This is a genomic window from Saccharospirillum sp. MSK14-1, from assembly GCF_003054965.1.
Classification (GTDB): domain Bacteria; phylum Pseudomonadota; class Gammaproteobacteria; order Pseudomonadales; family Natronospirillaceae; genus Saccharospirillum.
The window spans coordinates 13,393-34,101 of record NZ_MIES01000002.1 but is presented as its reverse complement, the minus strand read 5'-3'; the positions used below and the strand labels follow the sequence as shown (position 1 = coordinate 34,101).

At 56.4% G+C, this 20,709-nt stretch carries 23 protein-coding genes; 6 read left to right on the top strand and 17 right to left on the bottom strand.

Annotated elements, in window-relative coordinates:
• Positions 1-22 precede the first annotated feature (22 nt).
• From ybeY to miaB, 3 genes are all read right to left on the bottom strand, one after another.
• On the bottom strand, positions 23-508 hold the full coding sequence (gene ybeY, locus BGP77_RS00180; RefSeq protein ID WP_108162715.1) for an rRNA maturation RNase YbeY: 486 nt from the start codon (positions 506-508) through the stop codon (positions 23-25).
• On the bottom strand, positions 505-1,509 hold the full coding sequence (locus tag BGP77_RS00175) for a PhoH family protein (protein ID WP_233252257.1): 1,005 nt from the start codon (positions 1,507-1,509) through the stop codon (positions 505-507). Before BGP77_RS00175 ends, ybeY begins: the two co-directional genes overlap by 4 nt.
• 125 nt (positions 1,510-1,634) lie before the next feature.
• Positions 1,635-2,999, bottom strand: coding sequence for a tRNA (N6-isopentenyl adenosine(37)-C2)-methylthiotransferase MiaB (gene miaB, locus BGP77_RS00170; protein WP_108162714.1), 1,365 nt, complete (start codon positions 2,997-2,999; stop codon positions 1,635-1,637).
• 186 nt (positions 3,000-3,185) lie between these two features.
• Between miaB and BGP77_RS00165 the strand changes: the two genes are divergently transcribed.
• Positions 3,186-3,512: a DUF1820 family protein gene (locus BGP77_RS00165; protein WP_108162713.1), complete on the top strand. Its 327-nt coding sequence runs from the start codon at positions 3,186-3,188 to the stop codon at positions 3,510-3,512.
• 136 nt (positions 3,513-3,648) lie between these two features.
• Here the strand turns inward: BGP77_RS00165 and BGP77_RS00160 are convergent, their stop codons facing one another.
• Positions 3,649-4,935: an MFS transporter gene (locus BGP77_RS00160; protein WP_108162712.1), complete on the bottom strand. Its 1,287-nt coding sequence runs from the start codon at positions 4,933-4,935 to the stop codon at positions 3,649-3,651.
• A gap of 137 nt (positions 4,936-5,072) precedes the next feature.
• Here BGP77_RS00160 and BGP77_RS00155 point away from each other — a divergent pair, with 137 nt between their 5' ends.
• From BGP77_RS00155 to BGP77_RS00140, 4 genes are all read left to right on the top strand, one after another.
• A complete protein-coding gene (locus tag BGP77_RS00155) occupies positions 5,073-5,852 on the top strand; it encodes a glucosaminidase domain-containing protein (protein WP_146171151.1) in 780 nt (259 codons plus the stop codon).
• A 90-nt stretch (positions 5,853-5,942) separates the two neighbouring features.
• Positions 5,943-6,557, top strand: coding sequence for a riboflavin synthase subunit alpha (locus BGP77_RS00150; protein WP_108162710.1), 615 nt, complete (start codon positions 5,943-5,945; stop codon positions 6,555-6,557).
• Positions 6,554-7,036, top strand: coding sequence for a GNAT family N-acetyltransferase (locus tag BGP77_RS00145; RefSeq protein ID WP_233252256.1), 483 nt, complete (start codon positions 6,554-6,556; stop codon positions 7,034-7,036). The genes BGP77_RS00150 and BGP77_RS00145 overlap by 4 nt, the downstream gene beginning before the upstream one ends.
• A 38-nt stretch (positions 7,037-7,074) precedes the next feature.
• Positions 7,075-9,903, top strand: coding sequence for an FAD-binding and (Fe-S)-binding domain-containing protein (locus BGP77_RS00140; RefSeq protein WP_233252255.1), 2,829 nt, complete (start codon positions 7,075-7,077; stop codon positions 9,901-9,903).
• Between the two features lie 14 nt (positions 9,904-9,917).
• Here the strand turns inward: BGP77_RS00140 and BGP77_RS00135 are convergent, their stop codons facing one another.
• The 13 genes from BGP77_RS00135 to BGP77_RS00075 all read right to left on the bottom strand — a co-directional run bounded on the left by BGP77_RS00135 (position 9,918) and on the right by BGP77_RS00075 (position 19,759).
• Positions 9,918-10,565 (bottom strand): ChrR family anti-sigma-E factor, encoded by a 648-nt coding sequence (locus BGP77_RS00135; protein ID WP_108162709.1) that lies wholly within the window; start codon positions 10,563-10,565, stop codon positions 9,918-9,920.
• Entirely contained in the window at positions 10,562-11,140 is a 579-nt protein-coding gene (locus tag BGP77_RS00130) for a sigma-70 family RNA polymerase sigma factor (RefSeq protein ID WP_199224149.1), read from the bottom strand. Before BGP77_RS00130 ends, BGP77_RS00135 begins: the two co-directional genes overlap by 4 nt.
• A 132-nt stretch (positions 11,141-11,272) precedes the next feature.
• Positions 11,273-11,812, bottom strand: coding sequence for a ribosome biogenesis factor YjgA (gene yjgA / locus BGP77_RS00125; RefSeq protein ID WP_108162708.1), 540 nt, complete (start codon positions 11,810-11,812; stop codon positions 11,273-11,275).
• 43 nt (positions 11,813-11,855) lie between these two features.
• Positions 11,856-13,214, bottom strand: coding sequence for a magnesium transporter (gene mgtE / locus BGP77_RS00120; RefSeq protein WP_108162707.1), 1,359 nt, complete (start codon positions 13,212-13,214; stop codon positions 11,856-11,858).
• Between the two features lie 111 nt (positions 13,215-13,325).
• On the bottom strand, positions 13,326-13,595 hold the full coding sequence (locus tag BGP77_RS00115) for an HPr family phosphocarrier protein (protein ID WP_108162706.1): 270 nt from the start codon (positions 13,593-13,595) through the stop codon (positions 13,326-13,328).
• Positions 13,592-14,464 (bottom strand): RNase adapter RapZ, encoded by an 873-nt coding sequence (rapZ, locus tag BGP77_RS00110; protein ID WP_108162705.1) that lies wholly within the window; start codon positions 14,462-14,464, stop codon positions 13,592-13,594. The genes BGP77_RS00115 and rapZ overlap by 4 nt, the downstream gene beginning before the upstream one ends.
• A 5-nt stretch (positions 14,465-14,469) precedes the next feature.
• Positions 14,470-14,925 (bottom strand): PTS sugar transporter subunit IIA, encoded by a 456-nt coding sequence (locus tag BGP77_RS00105; RefSeq protein WP_108162704.1) that lies wholly within the window; start codon positions 14,923-14,925, stop codon positions 14,470-14,472.
• Between the two features lie 2 nt (positions 14,926-14,927).
• Positions 14,928-15,233, bottom strand: coding sequence for a ribosome hibernation-promoting factor, HPF/YfiA family (gene hpf / locus BGP77_RS00100; protein WP_108162703.1), 306 nt, complete (start codon positions 15,231-15,233; stop codon positions 14,928-14,930).
• 146 nt (positions 15,234-15,379) lie between these two features.
• Positions 15,380-16,909, bottom strand: a complete 1,530-nt coding sequence (locus BGP77_RS00095) for an RNA polymerase factor sigma-54 (RefSeq protein WP_108162702.1) — start codon at positions 16,907-16,909, stop codon at positions 15,380-15,382.
• Between the two features lie 60 nt (positions 16,910-16,969).
• Entirely contained in the window at positions 16,970-17,695 is a 726-nt protein-coding gene (gene lptB / locus BGP77_RS00090; RefSeq protein ID WP_108162701.1) for an LPS export ABC transporter ATP-binding protein, read from the bottom strand.
• Complete coding sequence (lptA, locus tag BGP77_RS00085) at positions 17,696-18,235, bottom strand: lipopolysaccharide transport periplasmic protein LptA (protein ID WP_108162700.1); 540 nt, start codon at positions 18,233-18,235, stop codon at positions 17,696-17,698.
• A complete protein-coding gene (lptC, locus tag BGP77_RS00080) occupies positions 18,222-18,788 on the bottom strand; it encodes an LPS export ABC transporter periplasmic protein LptC (protein ID WP_108162699.1) in 567 nt (188 codons plus the stop codon). Before lptC ends, lptA begins: the two co-directional genes overlap by 14 nt.
• On the bottom strand, positions 18,788-19,759 hold the full coding sequence (locus BGP77_RS00075; RefSeq protein ID WP_108162698.1) for a KpsF/GutQ family sugar-phosphate isomerase: 972 nt from the start codon (positions 19,757-19,759) through the stop codon (positions 18,788-18,790). The genes lptC and BGP77_RS00075 overlap by 1 nt, the downstream gene beginning before the upstream one ends.
• Before the next feature lie 179 nt (positions 19,760-19,938).
• Here BGP77_RS00075 and BGP77_RS00070 point away from each other — a divergent pair, with 179 nt between their 5' ends.
• Positions 19,939-20,601: a phospholipid-binding protein MlaC gene (locus BGP77_RS00070; protein WP_108162697.1), complete on the top strand. Its 663-nt coding sequence runs from the start codon at positions 19,939-19,941 to the stop codon at positions 20,599-20,601.
• The last annotated feature ends 108 nt before the right edge of the window (positions 20,602-20,709 follow it).

The following is a 20,709-nucleotide window of genomic DNA, read 5'->3' as shown; positions in this document are numbered from 1 at the left end:
GGACCAGCCCGGTGGTTTGGCCCTACAGACTGTCGGTGGCGTCCGGCAGCAAGTAGGGGTCGGGCAAGCCTAGATCGGCCAGCACACGACGTTCAATATTTTCCATGATGTCAGCGTCTTGCGGGTCAATATGGTCAAAACCGAGCAGATGCAAGGCGCCGTGAATCACCAGGTGAGCCCAGTGTTGCTCAGTCGTCTTACCTTGCTCGGCGGCTTCGCGTTCCAAGACCGGTACGCAAATGACCAGATCGCCTAGCAAAGCCTGTGCCTGTGCGTCGTCAATGCCCGGCGGCAACTCAAACGGGAAGGACAACACGTTGGTGGGCTTGTCTTTGCCGCGATAGTCTCTATTCAGGCTCTGGCTTTCCGGTTCATCGACCATGCGAATACACACGCTGGCGTGATCGCGATAACCGGCCAGCACCTGTATCAGCCAGCGCTCAAATTGGGCCGGTTGCGGCAGATGTTCGCCGCTCGTGGCCCGTTGCAGGTCCAGGTCGAGTTTCATGCCTGCTCGTGCGCGTCGTAAGCATCAACGATGCGTTGCACCAACGGATGGCGCACCACATCTTTGGAGCCAAATTGAGTGACGCTGATACCGTCAACCCCGCCTAATACGTCCAGCGCATGCGCCAGACCAGAGCTCTGGCCGCGCGGCAGGTCGATCTGCGTCGGGTCGCCGTTGATCACCGCGGTGGAACCAAAACCGATGCGCGTTAAGAACATCTTCATCTGTTCGCGCGTGGTGTTCTGGCTTTCATCGAGAATGATGAAGGAGTTACTCAGCGTGCGGCCGCGCATATAGGCCAAGGGCGCGACTTCGATGACGTTGCGCTCAATCAGGCGATCGACCTTCTCGAAACCGAGCATCTCGTAGAGAGCGTCGTACAGCGGACGCAGATAAGGATCGACTTTCTGGCTCAGATCGCCGGGTAAAAAGCCCAGTTTTTCGCCGGCTTCGACCGCAGGTCGCACCAGGACAATGCGTTTGATCTGGTCTTTGCTCAGCGCATGGACGGCACAGGCAACCGCCAGGAAGGTTTTACCCGTACCGGCTGGGCCGACACCAAAATTGATGTCGTGCGTCAGCACATTGTGCACATAGCCGCGCTGGTTAGGTCCTCGCGGTTTGATGACCGACTTGGGCGTGTGCAGCACGTAGAGTTTCTGATCGTGCGTCTGCTCTTCCGGTTGCTTCAGTGTTTCCACTTCGGAAGCTTGTAGAAAGAGGTTGATGGTATCCGGCAGCAGATCACGTCCGCCTTTGGTTTCGCGGTACAACCGTCTGATGATGTCTTCAGCGGCTTGCGCAGAACCATCGTCACCCTGAACTTCAAAGCGATTGCCACGATTGAGCACTCGCACGTCCAGGCGTTCTTCGATCTGCTTGAGGTTATCGTTAGCCAGGCCACAGAGGCTGGCCAGTCGCTGGGGGTTGTCGGGTTGCAGCTCGAATTGACGCTGACCCGATGCCGGGGCGTCGAGCCCGGCCAGGGACGGGTTAGTCAAAGTAGGTGAAGTCCTCTAATGGGAGTTGGGTCTCGGTCAAGGATACGCCGCGGTACGAGGCTGTCAAAATGCCATTCGTCTAAAAAACGTTCGTTTTATAGCGCTTGGTTTGATCCAGCCACTCATCAGTACGCCAGGTCGGCGTTGACGACCTCGCCGCGTAATGAATTGGAGTACGCCTCGGTGATTCGCACCTGGACAAACTTTCCGACCAAATCGTCTTCACCATCATAGCCAAAGAAAGTTGGGCGGTTGTTTTCGGTGCGACCCTGCAGCTCGTTCGGGTCTCGTTCAGACGGACCAGTGACCAGCACGATCTGGGTAGAACCAACCATGCGACGACTGATCTGTTGCGCCTGTTGAGTAATGCGTTCTTGCAAAATGGCCAGCCGCTGCTTTTTCACCGCTTCCGGCGTGTCGTCCTCCAGGCCAGCGGCCGGTGTGCCAGGACGCGGGCTGTAGACGAAACTGAAGCTGTGATCGAAGCCGATGGTCTGAATCAGGTTCATCGTCGCTTCAAAATCGGCCTCTGTTTCACCGGGAAAACCGACGATAAAGTCCGATGAGAAGCTGATGTCCGGGCGGTTCGCGCGAATACGCTCCATCTTCTCGACGTATTCAGTCGCGCTATGACCGCGCTTCATCGCGGCCAGAATATTGTCGGAGCCGCTTTGTACTGGCAAATGCAGGTGACTGACCAGTTCCGGTACGTCTTTAAACGCATCAACCAGTGAATCGGTGAATTCCACCGGATGGCTGGTGGTGAAGCGAATGCGGTCGATGCCGTCGATCTGCGCCGCCAGGGTGATCAGTTCGGCCAGGTCGGCCTCGCCGCCGTCGTGGCGGGGGCCACGATAGGCGTTGACGTTCTGGCCAAGGAAATTGATTTCACGCACACCCTGAGCCGCCAAGTGCGCCACTTCGGCGATCACATCATCGAACGGTCGGCTGACTTCTTCGCCTCGCGTGTAGGGCACGACACAGAAAGTGCAGTACTTGGAGCAACCTTCCATCACTGAGACAAAAGCCGAGACGCCATCGCTCTTCGGCGCGGGCAGGTGATCAAATTTTTCAATTTCCGGGAAGGTGACGTCGACCATGGCAATGCGATTGCTGCTGGTCGGGGACTGATTGTTGGCACCATCGAGCATGGTCGGGAGGCGGTGCAGTGTCTGCGGGCCGAAGATCATATCCACATAAGGTGCGCGCTCGGAGATGGCTTCACCTTCCTGAGAGGCCACGCAGCCACCCACGCCAATCTTTAAATTGGGGTTTTTCGCCTTTAAGCGTTTCCAGCGACCGAGTTGGTGAAACACCTTGTCCTGCGCTTTTTCGCGAATGGAGCAAGTGTTCAGCAGCAAGACGTCGGCGTCTTCGGCTGAGTCGGTCAGCTCATAACCGTGGCTGTCGCCGAGCAAATCAGCCATGCGGGCTGAGTCGTACTCGTTCATCTGGCAGCCATGGGTTTTGATAAACAGCTTTTTGGTCATGAGATCCGTGGTGGTCTTCGTTGTCAGTGCATATTGGGGGCGGCGATTATACGCCTTCATCCGCTTCGACCCAACCATCGATTACGATGGTTTTTGAGGGTCTCTGCGGGGTGTTGGCAGGCATTGAATACGCGCATCAGCGCATCCATATTGAGCGCAATCCCATTCCTATTGTAATGAGGCTGCATGACCACGCCCCAAGCCATTTACCGTGTGTCCTTTATTAATCAGGACAAGGTTTACGAGATTTACTGTGCGCGCATCTTTCAAAGCGAACTCTATGGGTTTATCGAAGTGGAGGAATTGTTGTTTGGTGAGCGCAGTCAGGTGTTGGTCGATCCCGGTGAAGAGCGGTTGCAGAAGGAATTCAGCGGCGTCAAACGCAGTTTTATCCCAATGCACGCCATTGTGCGCATCGATGAAGTGGAGAAAGAAGGGGCGGCCCGCATTCGTGACAGCAAAGGCGGGCCGGTGATTCAGTTTCCAGCCAGTGGACCGCGGCGCTCGGAATAACCGCCGTCTTTACCGGAAGTTGCCAGTATCCGGCTGGAACTCGACCCCTGCCGGACTATACTGATTCCAAAGAGCGCTGCTTCGAGTGCTCACAGGCCAGGTGAGGTAAGAGCCATGTCCGCATTATTGCTCGTTGTCAGTTTGATTGCGTTGGCGGCACTGATGATTGCGCCGACGTCGTCCCGGACACCGGAGCCGATTCGTTTACCGGTTGAAGATCAGCGTCAGCAACGTCGCCCACGCCGTTAATCCTATGACCTCGGCCGCTGCTGACCCACAGCGCCAGCAGCGCCAAACCAACGACCAGTGGTACGGTCACCCAGATCAGCGTGTTCCAGCCAAACTGGAACAAAAACCAGCCAGCACCGAGCGATGCAATCGCCTGGGTGCCAAACACCAGAAAATCATTCACCGCCTGAACCCGAAAACGCTCCTTGCCAACATAGGTGCGCGGCAGCAAGGCGGTGCCTGCCACAAACAGAAAATTCCAGCCGATACCCAGCAAAATCAGTGAGCCGCCGTAGTGGCCCAGGCTGCGACCGCTTAGACCAACCACGACCATGCCGGCGTAAATCACCAGGCCGGTCACCATCAGCACCTGCGGTCCGAAGCGACGGATTAGAGTGGCGGTTGCCAGCGATGGCAAAAACATGGCCAGAATATGCGCCTGAATGGCGCCTTTGGTCATCGACAGGCTGTGATGATCGAACTCATGCATGCTGATTGGTGCGGCCGTCATCACCAGACTCATAACACTGTAGGCGACGGCACCGGATAGTAGCGCCAGCCACAGCAGTGGTTGAGCCAGGAGCCGGGCCCAGGGGCGACCGTCAGCGTCGGCGGATTCAGCGACCATAACCGGGTCGCGAAAGCCAAAAGCCAGCAAACAGGTGCTGACCAGTTGCAGAGCCGCTAACAGCAAAAAGGAACCGGCGTATGGAGCCGCCGTCAGCGACTCCCCGCGGGCGCCTGCTTCCGGCCCGACGATGGCGGCGAAGATGCCGCCGAGCAATAACCATGAAACAGCTTGGCCATGGCGCTCAGAAGTGACGCTTTCCATAGCGGCAAAGCGGTACTGGTTAACGAAAGCAATGTTAAAACCCAGGCAGGCGGTGGCCAGCAGCAACAGCCCAAAACTGGCCTGGTTCAACGCCAGAAAACCCAGTAAACAACCGAAAATTGAGACGGCATTGCCACTGAGAAACCCCAGCCTGCGCCCGAATTTTTGCATCAGCAGTGAGGCGGGCAGGGTGCTGAGTGCGGTGGCAAGAATCAGCACAGCCACCGGTAAGGTGGCTAACTGAGGACTGGGTGCTAAGCGAGCACCGACCAGGCCACCGATCAAAATGACGAGTGGCGCGGATGTCATGGAGAATGCTTGAGTAGCAATCAAGATCCAAAGATTACGGGGAATGGCTGACATCGGGGCTTCCAAACAGGGTAGAGCGCCAGACTAAAGCTTCTCGCAGCGTTAAGGTCAAGCAAAGCGTTGGCGACTTTTTGACCGCTGCGTATAATCGCCGCGCGATGAAACTTGGATACTAGAAGGTGGGCGCCTTAATGCGGTTGGTGAGACATCAATACATCCTGGCACTGTTAGGCGCGGTTGCATTGCTGTGGTTGCCCGCTCGTGCCAATGACGTCGCGTTACTGGAAACCGATCTGCCGGATCTGACGCAAATTGCGGATGTTGCTACGAAAAAGTCGCAATTCATTGAGTTTTTGGCGCCTCGTGTTCAGGCTGAAAATCAGCGTATCGAGGCGGAGCGCGCCTGGTTATTGCAGATGCGTGATCAGGCAAACGCGGACGTGCCGTATCAGTCCTGGCAGAAAACTCTGTTGACGCGCCTGGGCCGCTATTACGAAGTCGAGGCCGCCCCTGGCACCCAGGACTATTTTGAACACATGTTGCACCGCGCCGACATCTTGCCGGTGTCACTGGTATTGGCTCAGGCCGCTAAAGAAAGCGGTTGGGGTACCAGTCGTTTTGCCACTGAGGGCAACAATTTATTTGGTCAATGGTGCTTCCAGACCGGATGCGGCCTGGTACCGACTGGTCGCCCCGAAGGCGAGCGTTATGAAGTCAAAGCCTTCGACAGCATTGCTCAAGCGGTGTCGGCTTACTACCGCAATGTGAATACGCACGAACCCTATCTGGCGTTGCGCAATATTCGCTCTGAATTGCGCTACTTGTCGTTGCCATTGGAAAGCGACACTCTGGCCTGGGGGCTGGAAAGTTATTCGATTCGCGGCGAAGCCTACATTCGTGAACTGTCCGAATTAATTGACTACAACGATCTGAAACAGCACGACCTGCCTGCCTATTACGCCCTCAATTGAGCCAAGGGGAAGTGATTCAGAAGCTCTCTACCTTGTGCCCATGAGGGAAAAACCGTACAAAGGTGCCTTTGCCAGCCAAGGTGATGTTTTATGTTCAGTGGCATTGTCCAGAATTCCGCTCCGGTGCGCATTGAGGCGCGCCATCAAGACTTATGGACGCTGTCTGTACCGCTGACTCCTGCCCAACGGGAAGGTCTGACGCCCGGTGCCAGTATTGCGCTGAATGGCACCTGTTTGACGGTCACTCAGGTCGACAATGCCGGCCGTGCTCATTTCGATGTGATGATGGAAAGCCTGAGGGTGACCAATCTGGGGGATCTGAACGACGGCGACCCAGTGAACATCGAGCGCGCTGCCCGCTTTGGTGATGATATCGGTGGACACGTCATGTCCGGGCATATTCAGAACATGGTGCCGGTGCTGGAGATTGAACGGCCCACCAATAATTGCGTGATCTGGTTCGGCATTACCCCTGAGCAGCGGCGTTATCTGTTTTCCAAGGGCTTTGTCGGCCTCAATGGCTGCAGTCTGACCATTGGTGACGTGCTTGAAGATCGTTTTAATGTCTTCCTGATTCCCGAGACGCTCAACGTCACCACCTTTGGTGAAGTGACCGTTGGGGATCGCATCAATTTAGAAGTCGACGCCCAGACTCAGGCCATTGTCGATACCTTAGGACGCATGCGCGCAGCGGGTGAATTGTGATTGTTGAACAGGCACCCTCATCGGAACTGATCTGGCAATGTGTCGACTTTGACCAGCTTGATATCCGCACACTCTATGAACTGCTGGCCTTGAGAATGTCGGTCTTTGTGGTCGAACAGAATTGTCCTTACCAGGAATTGGACGGCAAAGACCAACAGGCCTGGCATGTACTGGGCTACCGCCAAGGGCAATTAGTCGCCACGACGCGCATTCTGGCGCCAGGCGACAGCTATGACGGCGCAGCGAGCATTGGCCGGGTGGTCAGCGCGCCGAGTGAGCGTGGTACAGGCCTGGGTCAGGCGTTGATGCAAGAGTCCATAACCGCCTGTCAGCGACTGTTTCCGGAGTACCCGATCCGCATTGGCGCTCAAGCACATTTGGAGGCCTTCTACGGTCGCTTTGGTTTTATGACCAGCAGCGCGGTCTATCTTGAAGATGGCATTGCCCACATCGAAATGACCCTCGCTGCGGGTGCATAATGAGTGCTACTTTCCCTTCGGTCTGACAAGAGGTGGCCGTGGATATCCCAGCCTTCCACCAAGCGTTAACTGACCACATCCCCCCGTCGCGGTTGATAACCGATGCGGCCCGGCGGTTCGCGCTGGGCACCGATGCCAGCTTCTATCGCATGACGCCACAGTTGATTGTTCAGATCGACAGCGAAGCGGAATTATTGATCGTATTGGAGCAGGCTCGGCGATTTTTGGTGCCGCTGACATTTCGGGCGGCGGGCACGTCGTTGTCCGGTCAGGCGGTAACCGATTCGGTGCTGGTGATGCTGACGTCGAACTGGCGCGGTTGCCGGATCGAGCCGCTCGGCGAGCGAGTGCACTTGCAACCTGGTTTGATCGGCGCTCAAGCGAATCGAAAGTTAGCATATTTTGGCCGCAAGATCGGCCCGGATCCGGCCTCAATCAATGCGTGTCAGATAGGCGGTATTATCGCCAATAACGCCAGCGGTATGTGTTGTGGCACCCGCCATAACAGCTATCACACCCTGGCCGGCATGCGTCTGGTGCTGGCCGATGGAGGGGTTCTCGACAGCCTCGACCCAGACAGCGTTCGAGCATTTCGACGCAGTCACGCCCGCTTGTTGAAGGGGATATCAGATCTATCGCTGCGCCTGAACCGCAGTTCAGAGCTGGCCGAGCGCGTGCGCCATAAGTATCGGTTAAAAAACACCACAGGCTATGGCCTGAATGCGTTGCTCGATTTTGAGGACCCGATCGACATTCTGACGCATCTGATGGTGGGTTCAGAAGGGACCCTCGGTTTTGTCAGTGAAGTTAGCCTGAACACCGTGCCTGACTGGCCACATCGTGCATCGGTCATGGTGGGTTTTGATAATCTGAGCCATTGCGCCGAAACCGTCAGTCAACTGAAGGCGGCGCCGGTGGATGCGGTGGAGTTGCTCGACAGCCGGGCAGTGCGTGCTGTGGCCCATATGGATGGTCTGCCTGCCTTTGCCCGGCGATTACCGGACCCGGGTGGCCTGCTGTTGCTGGACGTGCGGGGTGAAACCCTCGAGCAGCTCGATCTGCATTGTCAGGCCGTACAGGCAGTGCTGGATAGCGCAGGCGTTAATCACAGCACCGGCTTTACCCGTGATAAGCGCCGTATCGACGCCTTCTGGACCCTGCGTAAGGGCACCTTTCCGGCGGTGGGCGCTCACCGTGCCGTTGGCACAACGGCGGTGATTGAAGATGTTGCATTTCCGGTAGAACGTCTGGCCGAAGGCGTCGCGACTTTGCAGGCCTTGTTCGATCGTCACGGCTATGAAGAGGCCATCATTTTCGGCCATGCGCTGGAAGGCAATCTGCATTTTGTGTTCACTCAGGGGTTTGATGACCCCTCCGAAGTTCGTCGCTACGAAGCCTTTATGGCCGATGTTGCCGATGCCATTACCGGTACGCTGGGTGGTTCGCTCAAAGCTGAACACGGTACTGGACGAAATATGGCGCCTTTTGTTGAGCAGGAGTGGGGTAAAGACGCTTATAAGCTCATGAAGGCGCTGAAGAAACTCTTTGATCCGCAAGGTTTGCTCAACCCCGGCGTGATCATTAACGACGATCCTCAGGCCCATCTGCAGCATCTCAAATTAATGCCTCAGGCTGATCGCCTGGTCGATGCCTGTATTGAATGTGGCTTCTGTGAGCCGGTGTGTCCGTCACGTGAACTGACCTTAACGCCGCGACAACGCATCAGTCTGCATCGTGAAATGCAGCGACAAAGGCGGGAAGAAGGCCTGGCCGATGGCTGGCAGGACCGCTTTGATCACCAGGCGGTTGATAGCTGTGCTGCCACGGGTCTGTGCGAAGCTCAGTGCCCGGTGGGTATTAATACGGGCGAATTGGTGTTGAAGCTGCGCGCTGAACGCAACCATCGTTATACCCGACTGGCCCGCGCCATGGGGCGTCACTATGCGGCGCTGGCCAGCATTACCCGAGCCGGCTTATGGACGGCGCGGTCGATGCAACGCCTGACCGGTCCGCAGCGACTGGAGCGTTGGTCTGGGGCTGTTCGCAAGCTCAGTGGTGGTCGTACACCTTTGTGGTTGTCGACCTTACCTGGCCCAGCACGCCCGGTTTATGCGCCCAATCGAACGACCCGCCCCAGTGATCGAGAGGTACTGGTGTATTGGGCCTCTTGTGTTTCCCAGACATTTGGTGCGGCGTTGGATGATCAGAACCGGTCCAGTTTGCCGGCTTCGGTGTTGAGCGTGCTGCGTAAAGCGGGGCTGAATGTGGTGATGCCGCAGCCAACGCGCGGTCTCTGTTGCGGCCAGCCGTTTCAATCCAAAGGGCATTTCAGCATTGCGGAACAGCAGCGGCAGGAACTGGTGGACGAGTTGTGGGAGATTTCCAGCGGTGGGCGTTTCCCGGTATTGGCCGATACCAGTCCGTGCAGTTTGCGAGTGCGGGAAGCCGCCAGTGAGCGCGGTATTCAGTTCTATGACAGCGTTGATTTTATTGACCGCTTCTTACTCGATCGCTTGCATATCGAGCCCGATCCTCAGCGCGTGGCGGTTCACACCACCTGCAGTGTGCAGCGTCAGGGTATCGCGTCCAATCTGGCGCGAGTTCTTGATCGGCTGACACCAGACTGGGTGCAGCCCGATGGCATGGCGTGTTGTGGGTTTGCCGGTGACAAAGGCTTTACCCAGCCAGAACTTAACGCTTCGGCATTACGTGGGCTGGGCGACGCTGTCAGTGGCTGTGCCTATGGCATTTCCACCAGTCGGACGTGCGAAATTGGCCTGAGCCGCCACAGTGGTCTGACGTATCTGTCGTTGTTTGAGGTGCTGGATCGGTTGTCACAACCGCGAGAAGAGACCGCCGCCGTTTAAGCGGCGGTCCAGTTTCAGGCTTTCAGAAAGGGATTGAGAATCCAGCCCAACGGACCCGTCAGTTTAACCGGGGCTTCAACCACCGACAGGATCAGGCAGTCTTCGTGAGCGTCGGCTTGAGGGGAGTGGGTGTCTTTTCCGCTGCGGCGAATAAAGTCGCCCTCAGCATATGAACCCAGCTGATCTGAAAAACCGCCTTCCAAAACCACGCTGATTTCTTCACCGCGATGCTGATGATTCGGCACTCGGCCGCCGGCCTTCATATGATGCAAGCCGATGATCAGGTCGCCGTCGTCCAGCAAACGCGTAACGCGCAGGTTCTTCATGGGCTGATTCCAGTCCAACTGTTCCAGTGAATCAGGCATCAAAGTGGCCAGCGCTCGCGGAAAACGCGAGGGCGCCTGCGGCTTAGCCGCAGGCGCCGAAGACGGCGCTGGTTCGCGTTCAATACGCTCCATCAAGCTCGCAAAAGCCGTATTGGCCACGGGAGCCGGAGCTTGTTGTTCAAACAGAACAGCGCTGGTGCTTTCCAGTTCGCTGAGCATTTGCCGACACTGTGTGCAGTAGTGCAGATGCACCGAGATGGCGATGCTGACGCCGGCACGGCAGCTTCCGGCGGCAAACTCCACGAGCTGGTCGGGATGTGGATGCCACTGGGTCATAGGTCAAACGCCTCCAAAGAGAGTTTTAATTTCTTCATAGCCAGTCGAACCCGGCTTTTAACGGTTCCCAGAGGTAAATCCATTTCTTCTGCCACTTCCTGGTGACTCTTGTCCTCCATAAATACTTTGGCCATCACCTGACGCTGATCGACCGGCAAGTCAGAAAGGCGATCTCGTACCTGATCTTGCACGCGCGACTGACGCACTTCACCGAACAAGTCAGAATCGGCTTCTAATTCCCAGATGTCGTCAGCCGGCAAATCATTTTGGTGTTTGCGCAGACGGCGCAGCATGTCGATGCGTTGGTTACGCGCAATGGTGAAAATCCATGTGGAAGCCGCCGCTTTACGGCGATCGAAGGTGGCGGCTTTGCGCCACACCGCCAACATAACTTCCTGCACCAGTTCATCGGGCAGGTGATCACCGCTGCGGTTTAAACCGGAAGACAGAGCGAACGCTTTGATCAGCGGTGCGAAATGATTGAACAGTTGTTCGAACGCCGGAACGTCCTGGCGGCGAGCGACGGCTTCAAGGCAGTCTGACCACTGTTGAGCCGCCTGGCTGGCTTCAGTCATGTTGCTGGCTTTCTTGGCTGAAAGTATCGAGATTACAGGGGCGCCCGCCATATGAGAACCTGTTGTCGGTTGATATGGCAGCGATTTACGTTGATCCATGGCCATTGGATCACTGCAATGGCCAGACTCCGATCAGGATTGCTCGGACAGGCTTTCTCGAATCCACTTTAACAGCCGTTTGCTCTGCTTACCGGCGCGAACCGGCGCATCGTCAATGTCCTCTGGCTGTTCTTTGCGTGCAGCGCGCACCAAAGCGCGGAAGGCTTGTCGCTCGGTCTCGGGGAACTGCTCGAACCAGGCGGCTTCTGCATCGCTGTCGCGCAGTAAGCGACTGCGCCATTGTTCGGCCTGATTTTGCTCGCGTAAGAAAACTTCAGAAGACGGGTCGAGCCGGTCCAGCGCCAGTTGAATGCCGTCGATGTCTTCATCGCGCATCAATTTGCCAATGTATTGCAGGTGGCGACGACGGGCCTCGTTTTGAGTAATGCGGCGGCTCTCATCAATGGCGGCCTGCAGCGTCTCGCTGGTAGGCACGGTCGCCAATTGATCGGCGCGCAGCGTGAGCAAACGCTCGCCAATGGCTTGCAGGCGATGCATTTCCTGTTTCATCTGGGTCTTGCTGACCCATTCGATGTCTTGGTCGTCGTTGTAATCGTGGTTGTGGTCAGACATGAGTAGCGCGGTGTCTCCGCCGGGCCAGGTTTGCAATCGCTGTTTACAGCAGGAACAGGGCGGCCAGGCTTAGGAAAGTCAGGAAGCCGACGACATCGGTGATGGTCGTCAGCACGACGGTGCCGGCCAGGGCCGGATCAATGTGCAGCGATTTTAGAAGAAAGGGCAGGGTGGCACCAGCACAGACGGCCACCAACAGGTTAATAACGATGGCAGCGGCGATCACCAAGGCCAGGTCTGGGTCCTGATACCAGCCGATGGTGATGGCACCAATGATGCTGGCCCAGAGCACGCCGTTCACCGCGCCTGAGCCCAGTTCGCGGCTGATCAGCCAGCCCAGGTTGTCGCGTTTGACGTGACCCGTGGCCATGCCGCGAATCATCACTGTCAGCGTCTGGCTGCCGGCGATACCGCCCATGCTGGCAACGACCGGGCTGAGTACGGCCAGCGCGACAATCTGCGCGATGGTGGCTTCGAACTGGCTCATCACCGCGGCGGCGATAAAGGCGGTCAGCATGTTGATGCCCAGCCAGACAGCGCGCGTGCGGGTGGTGCGGATGACCGGTGCGAAGATGTCGTCTTCTTCGTCCAGACCGGCCATGCTCATCACAGTGTGGTCAGCACTGTCCCGTATCACATCGACGACGTCGTCAACGGTGATGCGGCCGAGCAAGGTGCCGGTGTCGTTGACCACGGGCGCGGAAACCAGATCGAGGCGTTCGAACCGGCGCGCCACCTGATCTTCGTGCAGGCTGGCCGGAATGCCCTCGATGTCGTCCTTCATGATCTCCCGCACCTTGGTTTGAGGCGCGTGAGTCAGCAGTTTGGTGATCGGCAGCAGGCCGACATAGCGGAACTGACGATTGACCACCCAGAGCGAATCCAGATGATCAGGCAGCTCCAGACGACGCAGATAACGCAACACCGTTTCAAGAGTGACGTCTGCGCGCACCGTGATCAGGTCGGTGTTCATCAGACCGCCGGCAGTGTCTTCCGGATAAGCCAGCAAGCCTTCGACGGTCGCCCGATCGGACGGCGGCATCAACGACAGAACCTGGTGCGTAACCGGTTCTGGAATCTGTTGCAGTAAGTCGGCGAGGTCGTCGTGGTCGAGATCCTGAGTGGTCTCCAGAATCTCGTGGGCGTTCATCTGCGCCAGAAACGCTTGTTGCAGGTCTTCATTCAGGTGCGGCAGCACCGCGCCTTGGCGTTCCTCACTGAGGAAATCCCACAGCAATTCCCGAATTCGGCCCGGTGAGGACTCAAGAATATGGGCCAGGTCAGCTGACGCGAGGTCTTCATCGCAGTAGCGCTGTACCCGATCCAGATCGCCCGCTTCCAACGCCTGTAACAGAGCGGCGCGGTCGTGGTCGTGCTGTTCCAGGTGCGGCGTGGTTGGCATGGGGTGTCCCGGTTGCCGAGGTAAGCGATCGAGGAGGAGTGTAGCCTTTAGTTCAAACGGGAATAAAGAGGTCGATTGGTAATCCTGAAATGAAAAACAGGCACAAGCCCGTTATTCAGCTTCGCCAAAGCGATCCTGCACCAACGCCAGGATGGCGGTCCAGGCTTCGGCGGCATCGGGACCATCGATGTCTACCGTCAGGTCGCTGCCTTGACTGGCGGCCAGCATCATCACCGACATGATGCTTTTGGCATCGGCTTCACGACCGTCCTTGCGCAGAGTGATGTGGCTTTCATATTGGCCTGCCACGCCCACCAGTTTGGCGGCAGCGCGCGCGTGCAGTCCCAGTTTGTTGATGATAGTGAGTTGTTCTTGAATCACGCCTGGTCATTTCCCATGTCACGGTGGCGCAACTGAACGTTGGCGTTGCCACTGGCAAAGGTTTGGTGCAGCTGCTCGGCCAGGAAGACACTGCGGTGCTGACCGCCGGTGCAGCCGATTGCTACGGTTAAGTAGGAGCGTTGGTTGGCTTCGTATTGATGCAACCAGCGGTCGAGGAAGCGGCGGATGTCTTCGAACATCTCAGTAACCGCCGGGGAGGCTCTTAGGAACGCCTGAATGGGTTCGTCTTTGCCAGTAAACATGCGCAGCGATTTATCCCAATACGGATTCGGCAGGCAACGCACATCGAACACGAGGTCGGCATCACGCGGTACGCCGTGTTTAAAACCGAAGGATAGAAACTGCAGCGCAATGCCGCCTGGTTTATCGATCAGTCGCTGGCGAACCTGATCGCGCAGTTCCTGCAATGACAAACCACTGGTGTCGATTTTCAAGCTCGCCAGGTTGGCCACCGGAGCCAGTAATTCGCCTTCCACAGCGATGGCTTCCGCTAACGACCGGTCGGCGTTGGTGAGCGGGTGCTTGCGTCGTGTTGCGGAGAAACGTTGCAGCAATATGGTTTCTTCGGCATCCAGATAAAGAATGTCCGGCTGCAATGTTTCCGGCAGAGATTTCAAAATGGCTGGCAAGCCACTGATGGCATCTGAAGCAACCCGCGCGTCGATACAAACGGCGACGTCCGGCTGAGCGGCACTGGCCGTCATCCAGTGAACCAGTTCGGGCAGCAGCGCTGGCGGCAGGTTGTCGATGCAATTGAAGCCGGCGTCTTCGAGCGCGTTCAGGACGGTACTCTTACCCGAGCCTGAGCGTCCGCTGATGATGACCAGCCGGAAGTCGGAATGAGCCATGGTGATTAGAGGCCCTGGATAAAGTGCTGATACAGGGTCTGGCTGTCAGTCGCCTGGCGCAGTGATTTAACCAGGCCACTGTCGTTGAAGCGTTCAACCACTGCGGCAAGCAAATTGAGGTGGTCGTCGGTAGCGGCTTCAGGGACCACCAGAACAAACAACAGATCGACCGGCTTTCGGTCGGGCGATTCAAAGTCGACGGCTTCGTCAAGTTTGGCCAGCGCAGCAATAGGGCGGTCAATCTGAGCCAGGCGACAATGAGGCACGGCAATGCCCTGGCCTAAACCGGTGGATCCCAGGCGCTCACGGGCAATCAGTTGATCGAAAAGATCGACTTCACCGACCCCGTCGAGTGAGGCGGCTAATCGTTCGGCGAGACTTTGCAGAACGCGTTTCTTGCTGACGCCAAACGCGCCTGTATAGGCGCGTTCGACACTGAGGACCTGGTCCAGTTGAATCATGGTTAACGAGAGTTCCCGTGCATGCGGTCGACCGTTTTTTCCTTGTGCTTAAGCAGTTGGCGATCGAGCTTGTCAGTGATCATGTCGATGGCGGCGTATAAATCATCGTGTGCAGCGTCGGCGTGCAACTGAGCCCCCTTGATGTTGAGCGAAGCTTCCGCTTTTTGCCGGTTTTTTTCAATACTGAGCGTTACCTGGACGTTGCCAATCTGATCGTAGTGCCGCTCCAGCTTTTCCAGCTTGGAGGCAACATAGTCGTGGAGAGCTTCAGTAACTTCGACGTGTTGACCGCTGATGTTGACTTGCATAGTCCGCTCCTCGTGCAGTGACAATGATTCAGGCCATGGGGTGGCCCGCTTCCTTCAGGTCTATCCCTCGATTCAGTCTAGCTCCTGATTCAATCTTTGCGGTGAGTCGCGGCCACTTCAAGTTGGTGGTCGCACAATAATATGATCTAAATCAAACTCTTACGTTCGTTTGACGGGGGTATGTGCATGGCCTCTCGGTACTTGGCGATGGTGCGTCGCGCGACCTTGATGCCCTGGTCACCCAGTAAGGTGGCAATCTTGGAATCGCTCAGCGGTTTGCGCGGGTTTTCAGCCGCAACCAGCTTGCGAATGATGGCGCGAATGGCGGTACTGGAGCACTCGCCGCCACCTTCAGTACTGACGTGGCTGGAGAAGAAGTATTTGAGTTCAAAAATGCCGCGGGGCGTGTGCATGTATTTTTGAGTGGTGACCCGCGAGATGGTGGATTCGTGCATTTCAACGGCCTGGGCCACATCGTGTAAGACCAGTGGCTTCATGGCTTCTTCGCCGTGTTCAAGGAAGCCGCGCTGATGTTCAACGATATTGGTGGCGACCTTGAGCAGGGTTTCGTTACGGCTTTGCAGACTTTTAATAAACCAACGCGCTTCCTGAAGGTGATCTTTCAGATAGGTGTTGTCGCTGGAATTATCGGCGCGTTTGACCATGGAAGCGTAGGATGCATTGACCCGTAATTTTGGGGCGATGTCTGGGTTTAATTCGACCAGCCAGCGATTGTTTTTCACGTCTTTGCGCACGATGACATCGGGGACGACGTACTCGTCTTTGCCGCTTTCGATCTGGTTGCCAGGCCGTGGGTTCAGGCTTTGAATTAACAGAATAACGTCGCGCAGTTCATTTTCTTTCAGGCGGGTTTTGCGCATCAACTGTGCGTAATCCCGTGCGCCCAGCAGATCAAGATGATCTTTGACGATTTTCAGGGCATCGTGGCGACTCGGTGTTTCTTCCGGTAGTTGGTTGAGCTGAATGCTCAAACAGTCGGACAGGTCACGCGCACACACACCGGCGGGATCGAAATGCTGAACGCGGCGCAGTACCGCTTCCACTTCGTCCATTTCCAACGGGTCGTCTTCGGTCGAGAGGGTGTCATCCAGACCTTCAAATATTTCCTCCAGCGTCGACTGCAAATAGCCTTCGGCATCGACACTTTCGATGATGGATTCGGCGATCAGTCGATCGCGATCCGTCATGGTAGTGAGGTTAAGCTGCCAGTTCAGGTGATCCCAAAGCGAATCGGTGGTGCCGTAGACGTTTTCAAAATTGAAGTCGTCATCGCCGGACGGTAAACCGTGACTGGTCGGGGTGTGGGTGTAGATATCATCCCAGGAAGAATCGACCGCTAAGTCATCGGGAATGTGTTCCTGGATTTCCATTTCCTGACGATTATCGGAATTGTCGGTCAGGCTTTCCGCTTTGCTGCTATCGCCGTTTAGAGAGTCACCATTAAGGGATTCGCTGGAATTGGCAGTGTCGTGTTCGCCGTCATTGCTGTTGCCGCCGTCGTCTTCGCGAACTTCCAGCATCGGATTGGTTTCCAGCGCCTCCTGAATCTCCTGCTGTAAGTCCAGGGTCGACAGCTGCAGGAGACGAATGGCTTGCTGCAGTTGCGGCGTCATCGTCAACTGCTGACTCATTTTGAGTTGTAAGGAGGTCTTCATAGAGGTGTTAATACGCCTTTGGGCCTGTTAATTACAACGAGTCCTGACGGGAGATTGCCGTCATAGCCGGAACTGGTCGCCTAAATATACCTCACGCACGGTGGCGTTGTTGAGTACATCCTCAGCTGTTCCTTCAGCGATGATATGTCCGTTGCCAACGATATAGGCTTTTTCGCAGATATCGAGCGTTTCGCGCACGTTGTGATCGGTGATCAAAACGGCAATACCGCGATCGCGCAGATGATGAATGATGCCTTTGATGTCACCCACGGAAATCGGGTCGACACCGGCAAAGGGTTCGTCGAGCAACACCACGGCCGGTTCCATGGCCAGAGCGCGGGCGATTTCAACGCGTCGCCGCTCGCCACCGGACAGCGCCATGCCGAGGCTGTCGCGGATATGGGTGATGTTGAACTCTTGCAGCAGCGATTCCAAGCGGTCATGACGTTCACTGCGCGACAGTTCTTTGCGCGTCTGCAAAACGCCGAGAATGTTATCAGCGACACTCAGCTTGCGAAAAATGGACGCTTCTTGCGGTAAGTACCCAATGCCATGACGAGCTCGGGCGTGCATTGGCAATTTTGAAACGGCGGTATCCCCGATGTAGACCTCGCCGTTATCCGCCGGTATCAGACCAACGATCATATAGAAGCAAGTGGTTTTACCGGCTCCGTTGGGACCGAGCAGGCCGACAATTTGACCCGGTTCAACGCTCAGGCTGACATCGCGCACAACCGGGCGTTTGCGATAACTTTTAGCCAGATGTTTTGCGTGCAATAAACTCATTCAGTCCACCGCTCCTGGCTGAATGACCCAGGTTGCCTGCGGGGCTTCCGGGTTTTCGGTTTGACTGCGAACAGAACGCACGCTGAGCGTTTCCTCGACCAGATTGTATTGAATGTATTCCGCCTGAATTTCACTGTCGTTCTGTTCCAGGCGACCACCACCTTCGGTAATGATGATGTCTTGCTGCGGCCGGTATTCGATGCGCTGACCCTCAACGCGGATCAGTGGTTCTCCGACATTCGGTTGTTCCTGGTAGCGCGCGGGTTCGCCACGTGCCTCTAAAAACTCAATGATGCCTGTGGCCGGGTCTCGGGTGACATCCAGCGTGTCCGCCCAAACTTCCAGGCTGCCTTGTTTGAGGTGCACGTTGCCTTGGAAATGGGCTTCGCCGCTGCCACTGCGAAACGCGCCTTGGTCGGCCTGAATGGTCATCGGCTGATTGCGATCTTCCGGCAACGCCAGAACCGCCGTGCTGCACAGGCAGACTGCAGTGGCAATGAATGCCTTGCGCCAACGCCGCTTGGAATCAGTCGACTTCATAGTGAATGACTACCTCAGATTGCAAAGTAAGGACGGGATCATCCGTCGTCAGGTCTGCATTAAATCCTACGCCGGTGGCAACCTGCGGACCCTGGGTGAGTCTAACAGGCTCAGGGGTGCTGACGAAGTCGCCATTTTGCGTGACCTGGAGCCAGTCGGTGGCCAATTCCCAGCGACTGATATCGCTCAGTTCGTGAACACGGACCGTGTCTTCGAAAATGGCATCGCCGTTGTTGAACAAGGTGGCGGCCTGAGAACGAATGGTCCAATCCGGACCGTTATCACGAATCAGGCGTACGTTTGGCACCGTTATCTGGCTGTTGCCACTGTCCTGATAGTAAGCGAAGGAGCTGGCGACGGTATAAAGGCTGGGCCGGCCGTCGGTATCATAACGGGTCTGTTGAAAAGTGCGTATGAACAGGTCCGGTGGATCATCGGGTAACTGCAGTTCGGTGGTGAAGCTCGGTGAGGTTTCAGCAGGATGCCACCAGATAATGGCGGCTAATATCAGCAGACCGGTTGCGATGGGCAACAGCGTTCGCAATCGAGGCATCAGGCGACACCTGCGCGCAGAATGTCGTGCATGTGGACAATACCCACGGGGCGGTCTGCATCCACAACCACCAGGGCTGTTATCTTGCGCGATTCCATTTCAAACAGGGCTTCGGCTGCCAGATGGTCAGAAGAAATGGTTTTAGCACCGGCGTGCATGACGTCGGCGATCGGCGTTTGATGCAAATCGATACCCGCGTCCAGAGTGCGGCGTAAATCACCATCGGTGTAGACGCCAAGCAGTTGCCCGTCGCCATCCAGAATAGTGGTCAACCCCAGGCCCTTGCGGGTCATTTCCAACAGCGCATCGCGTAACGGCGTTGTTGGTGCGACCGCTGGAAAGGCTTCGCCACTGTGCATGATGTCGCCGACCTTCAGCAGTAGCTTGCGTCCCAGGCTGCCGCCGGGATGTGAAAAAGCGAAATCGTCAGCGGTAAAACCGCGGGCTTCGAGCAGGGCAATCGCCAGGGCGTCGCCCATGACCATGGTGGCCGTGGTCGATGACGTCGGCGCTAAATTGAGTGGGCAGGCTTCCTGTTCAACGCCGCAGTAGATGTGAGCATCGGCAGCGCGACCCAGAGTGCTGTTGGGGTTGCCGGTCATACCAATGAGGCGTGCGCCCAGACGTTTGATCAGAGGAATCAGGGTGATGACTTCACTCGACTCACCGGAGTTAGATAACGCAATCACCACATCGTCGCCAGTAATCATACCCATGTCGCCATGGCTGGCTTCACCCGGGTGAACAAAGAACGCCGGGGTGCCAGTACTGGCCAGCGTAGCCGCCAGTTTGTTGCCAACGTGTCCGGATTTGCCCATGCCAGTGACCACTACCCGGCCTTTACAGACCAACGCCAGATCGCAGGCGCGCTCAAAGCCGGCATCGAGATGGCCACTCAGTGACTGCAGAGATTCGATTTCCAGCCGCAGGGTGCGTTGTGCCGATTCCAGGTAATTGACGGTAGCGTGCATAGAGCGTTTCTTGCCCAAGGGTTCTGAACTGGCGGGCTAGATTACCACAAAGCCGAGCGGTCTGAAGTTGTTGGTAAAGCCCCAAATTGTGCGCAGTATCATCTTTGCTGACCTTTGGCCTCTCGCACCGATGGCGCATCGCCTCTAGAATAGGCGGCGCATACCGAAAGGAGAAATGAATGAGTGTTATGCGAAGTGTGTCGGTTGTGTTGATCGGTGCCTGGTTGTCGCTCAGTGCAACGGCAATGGCCGAAACCTTTACGCCCAGTCAGTCGGCCGAACAGAGCGTGATCGACGGTGTTGAGCAGGTATTGTCGGTTGTCGAAAAATACAACAACGGCAATGCCGGTGATCGCCAGGCCTACCTGAATGAAGTCGCCGAAGTGCTGGAACCCCTCATTGGTTACACTGTGATCGTCAGCCGTATTATGGGCGACACCTTGCAAAACGCGACCAACGAACAGAAGCTGCGGTTTCTGGAAGTGTTCAAACGTTCCATGATTAACACCTACGCGGGCGGCCTGTATAACTTTGGCGCCTTCGAAGTCCGTCTGGTGGAAGATCAGGACAATGATGGCGATACCGTGCGTAATACCCGGGTTCGGCTTGAAGCCGTGTCCCCGCAAGGGCAGCGTTATCCCATGGTACAGAGCGTCTACTACAGCCAGTCTTCCGACGGCTGGAAAATGCAGAACGTCATTTTCAACGGCATTAATCTGGGCGTGACCTTCAAAACCCAGTTTGACCAGATTTACCGTGAGCAGGGTGGTGATCTGGATGCGACCATCGACGAATGGGAGCGCATCACTGCCGAATCGTTCGAAGCCAACCAGTTCCAATAAGCACGGCATAAAAACGGAGGTCGAGTGGCCTCCGTTTCTCCATTTCGATTTGCCGTCGCTTTCCGTATAATCCCCACCCCTTTTTATCGGATTCAACGCAGAGAGACC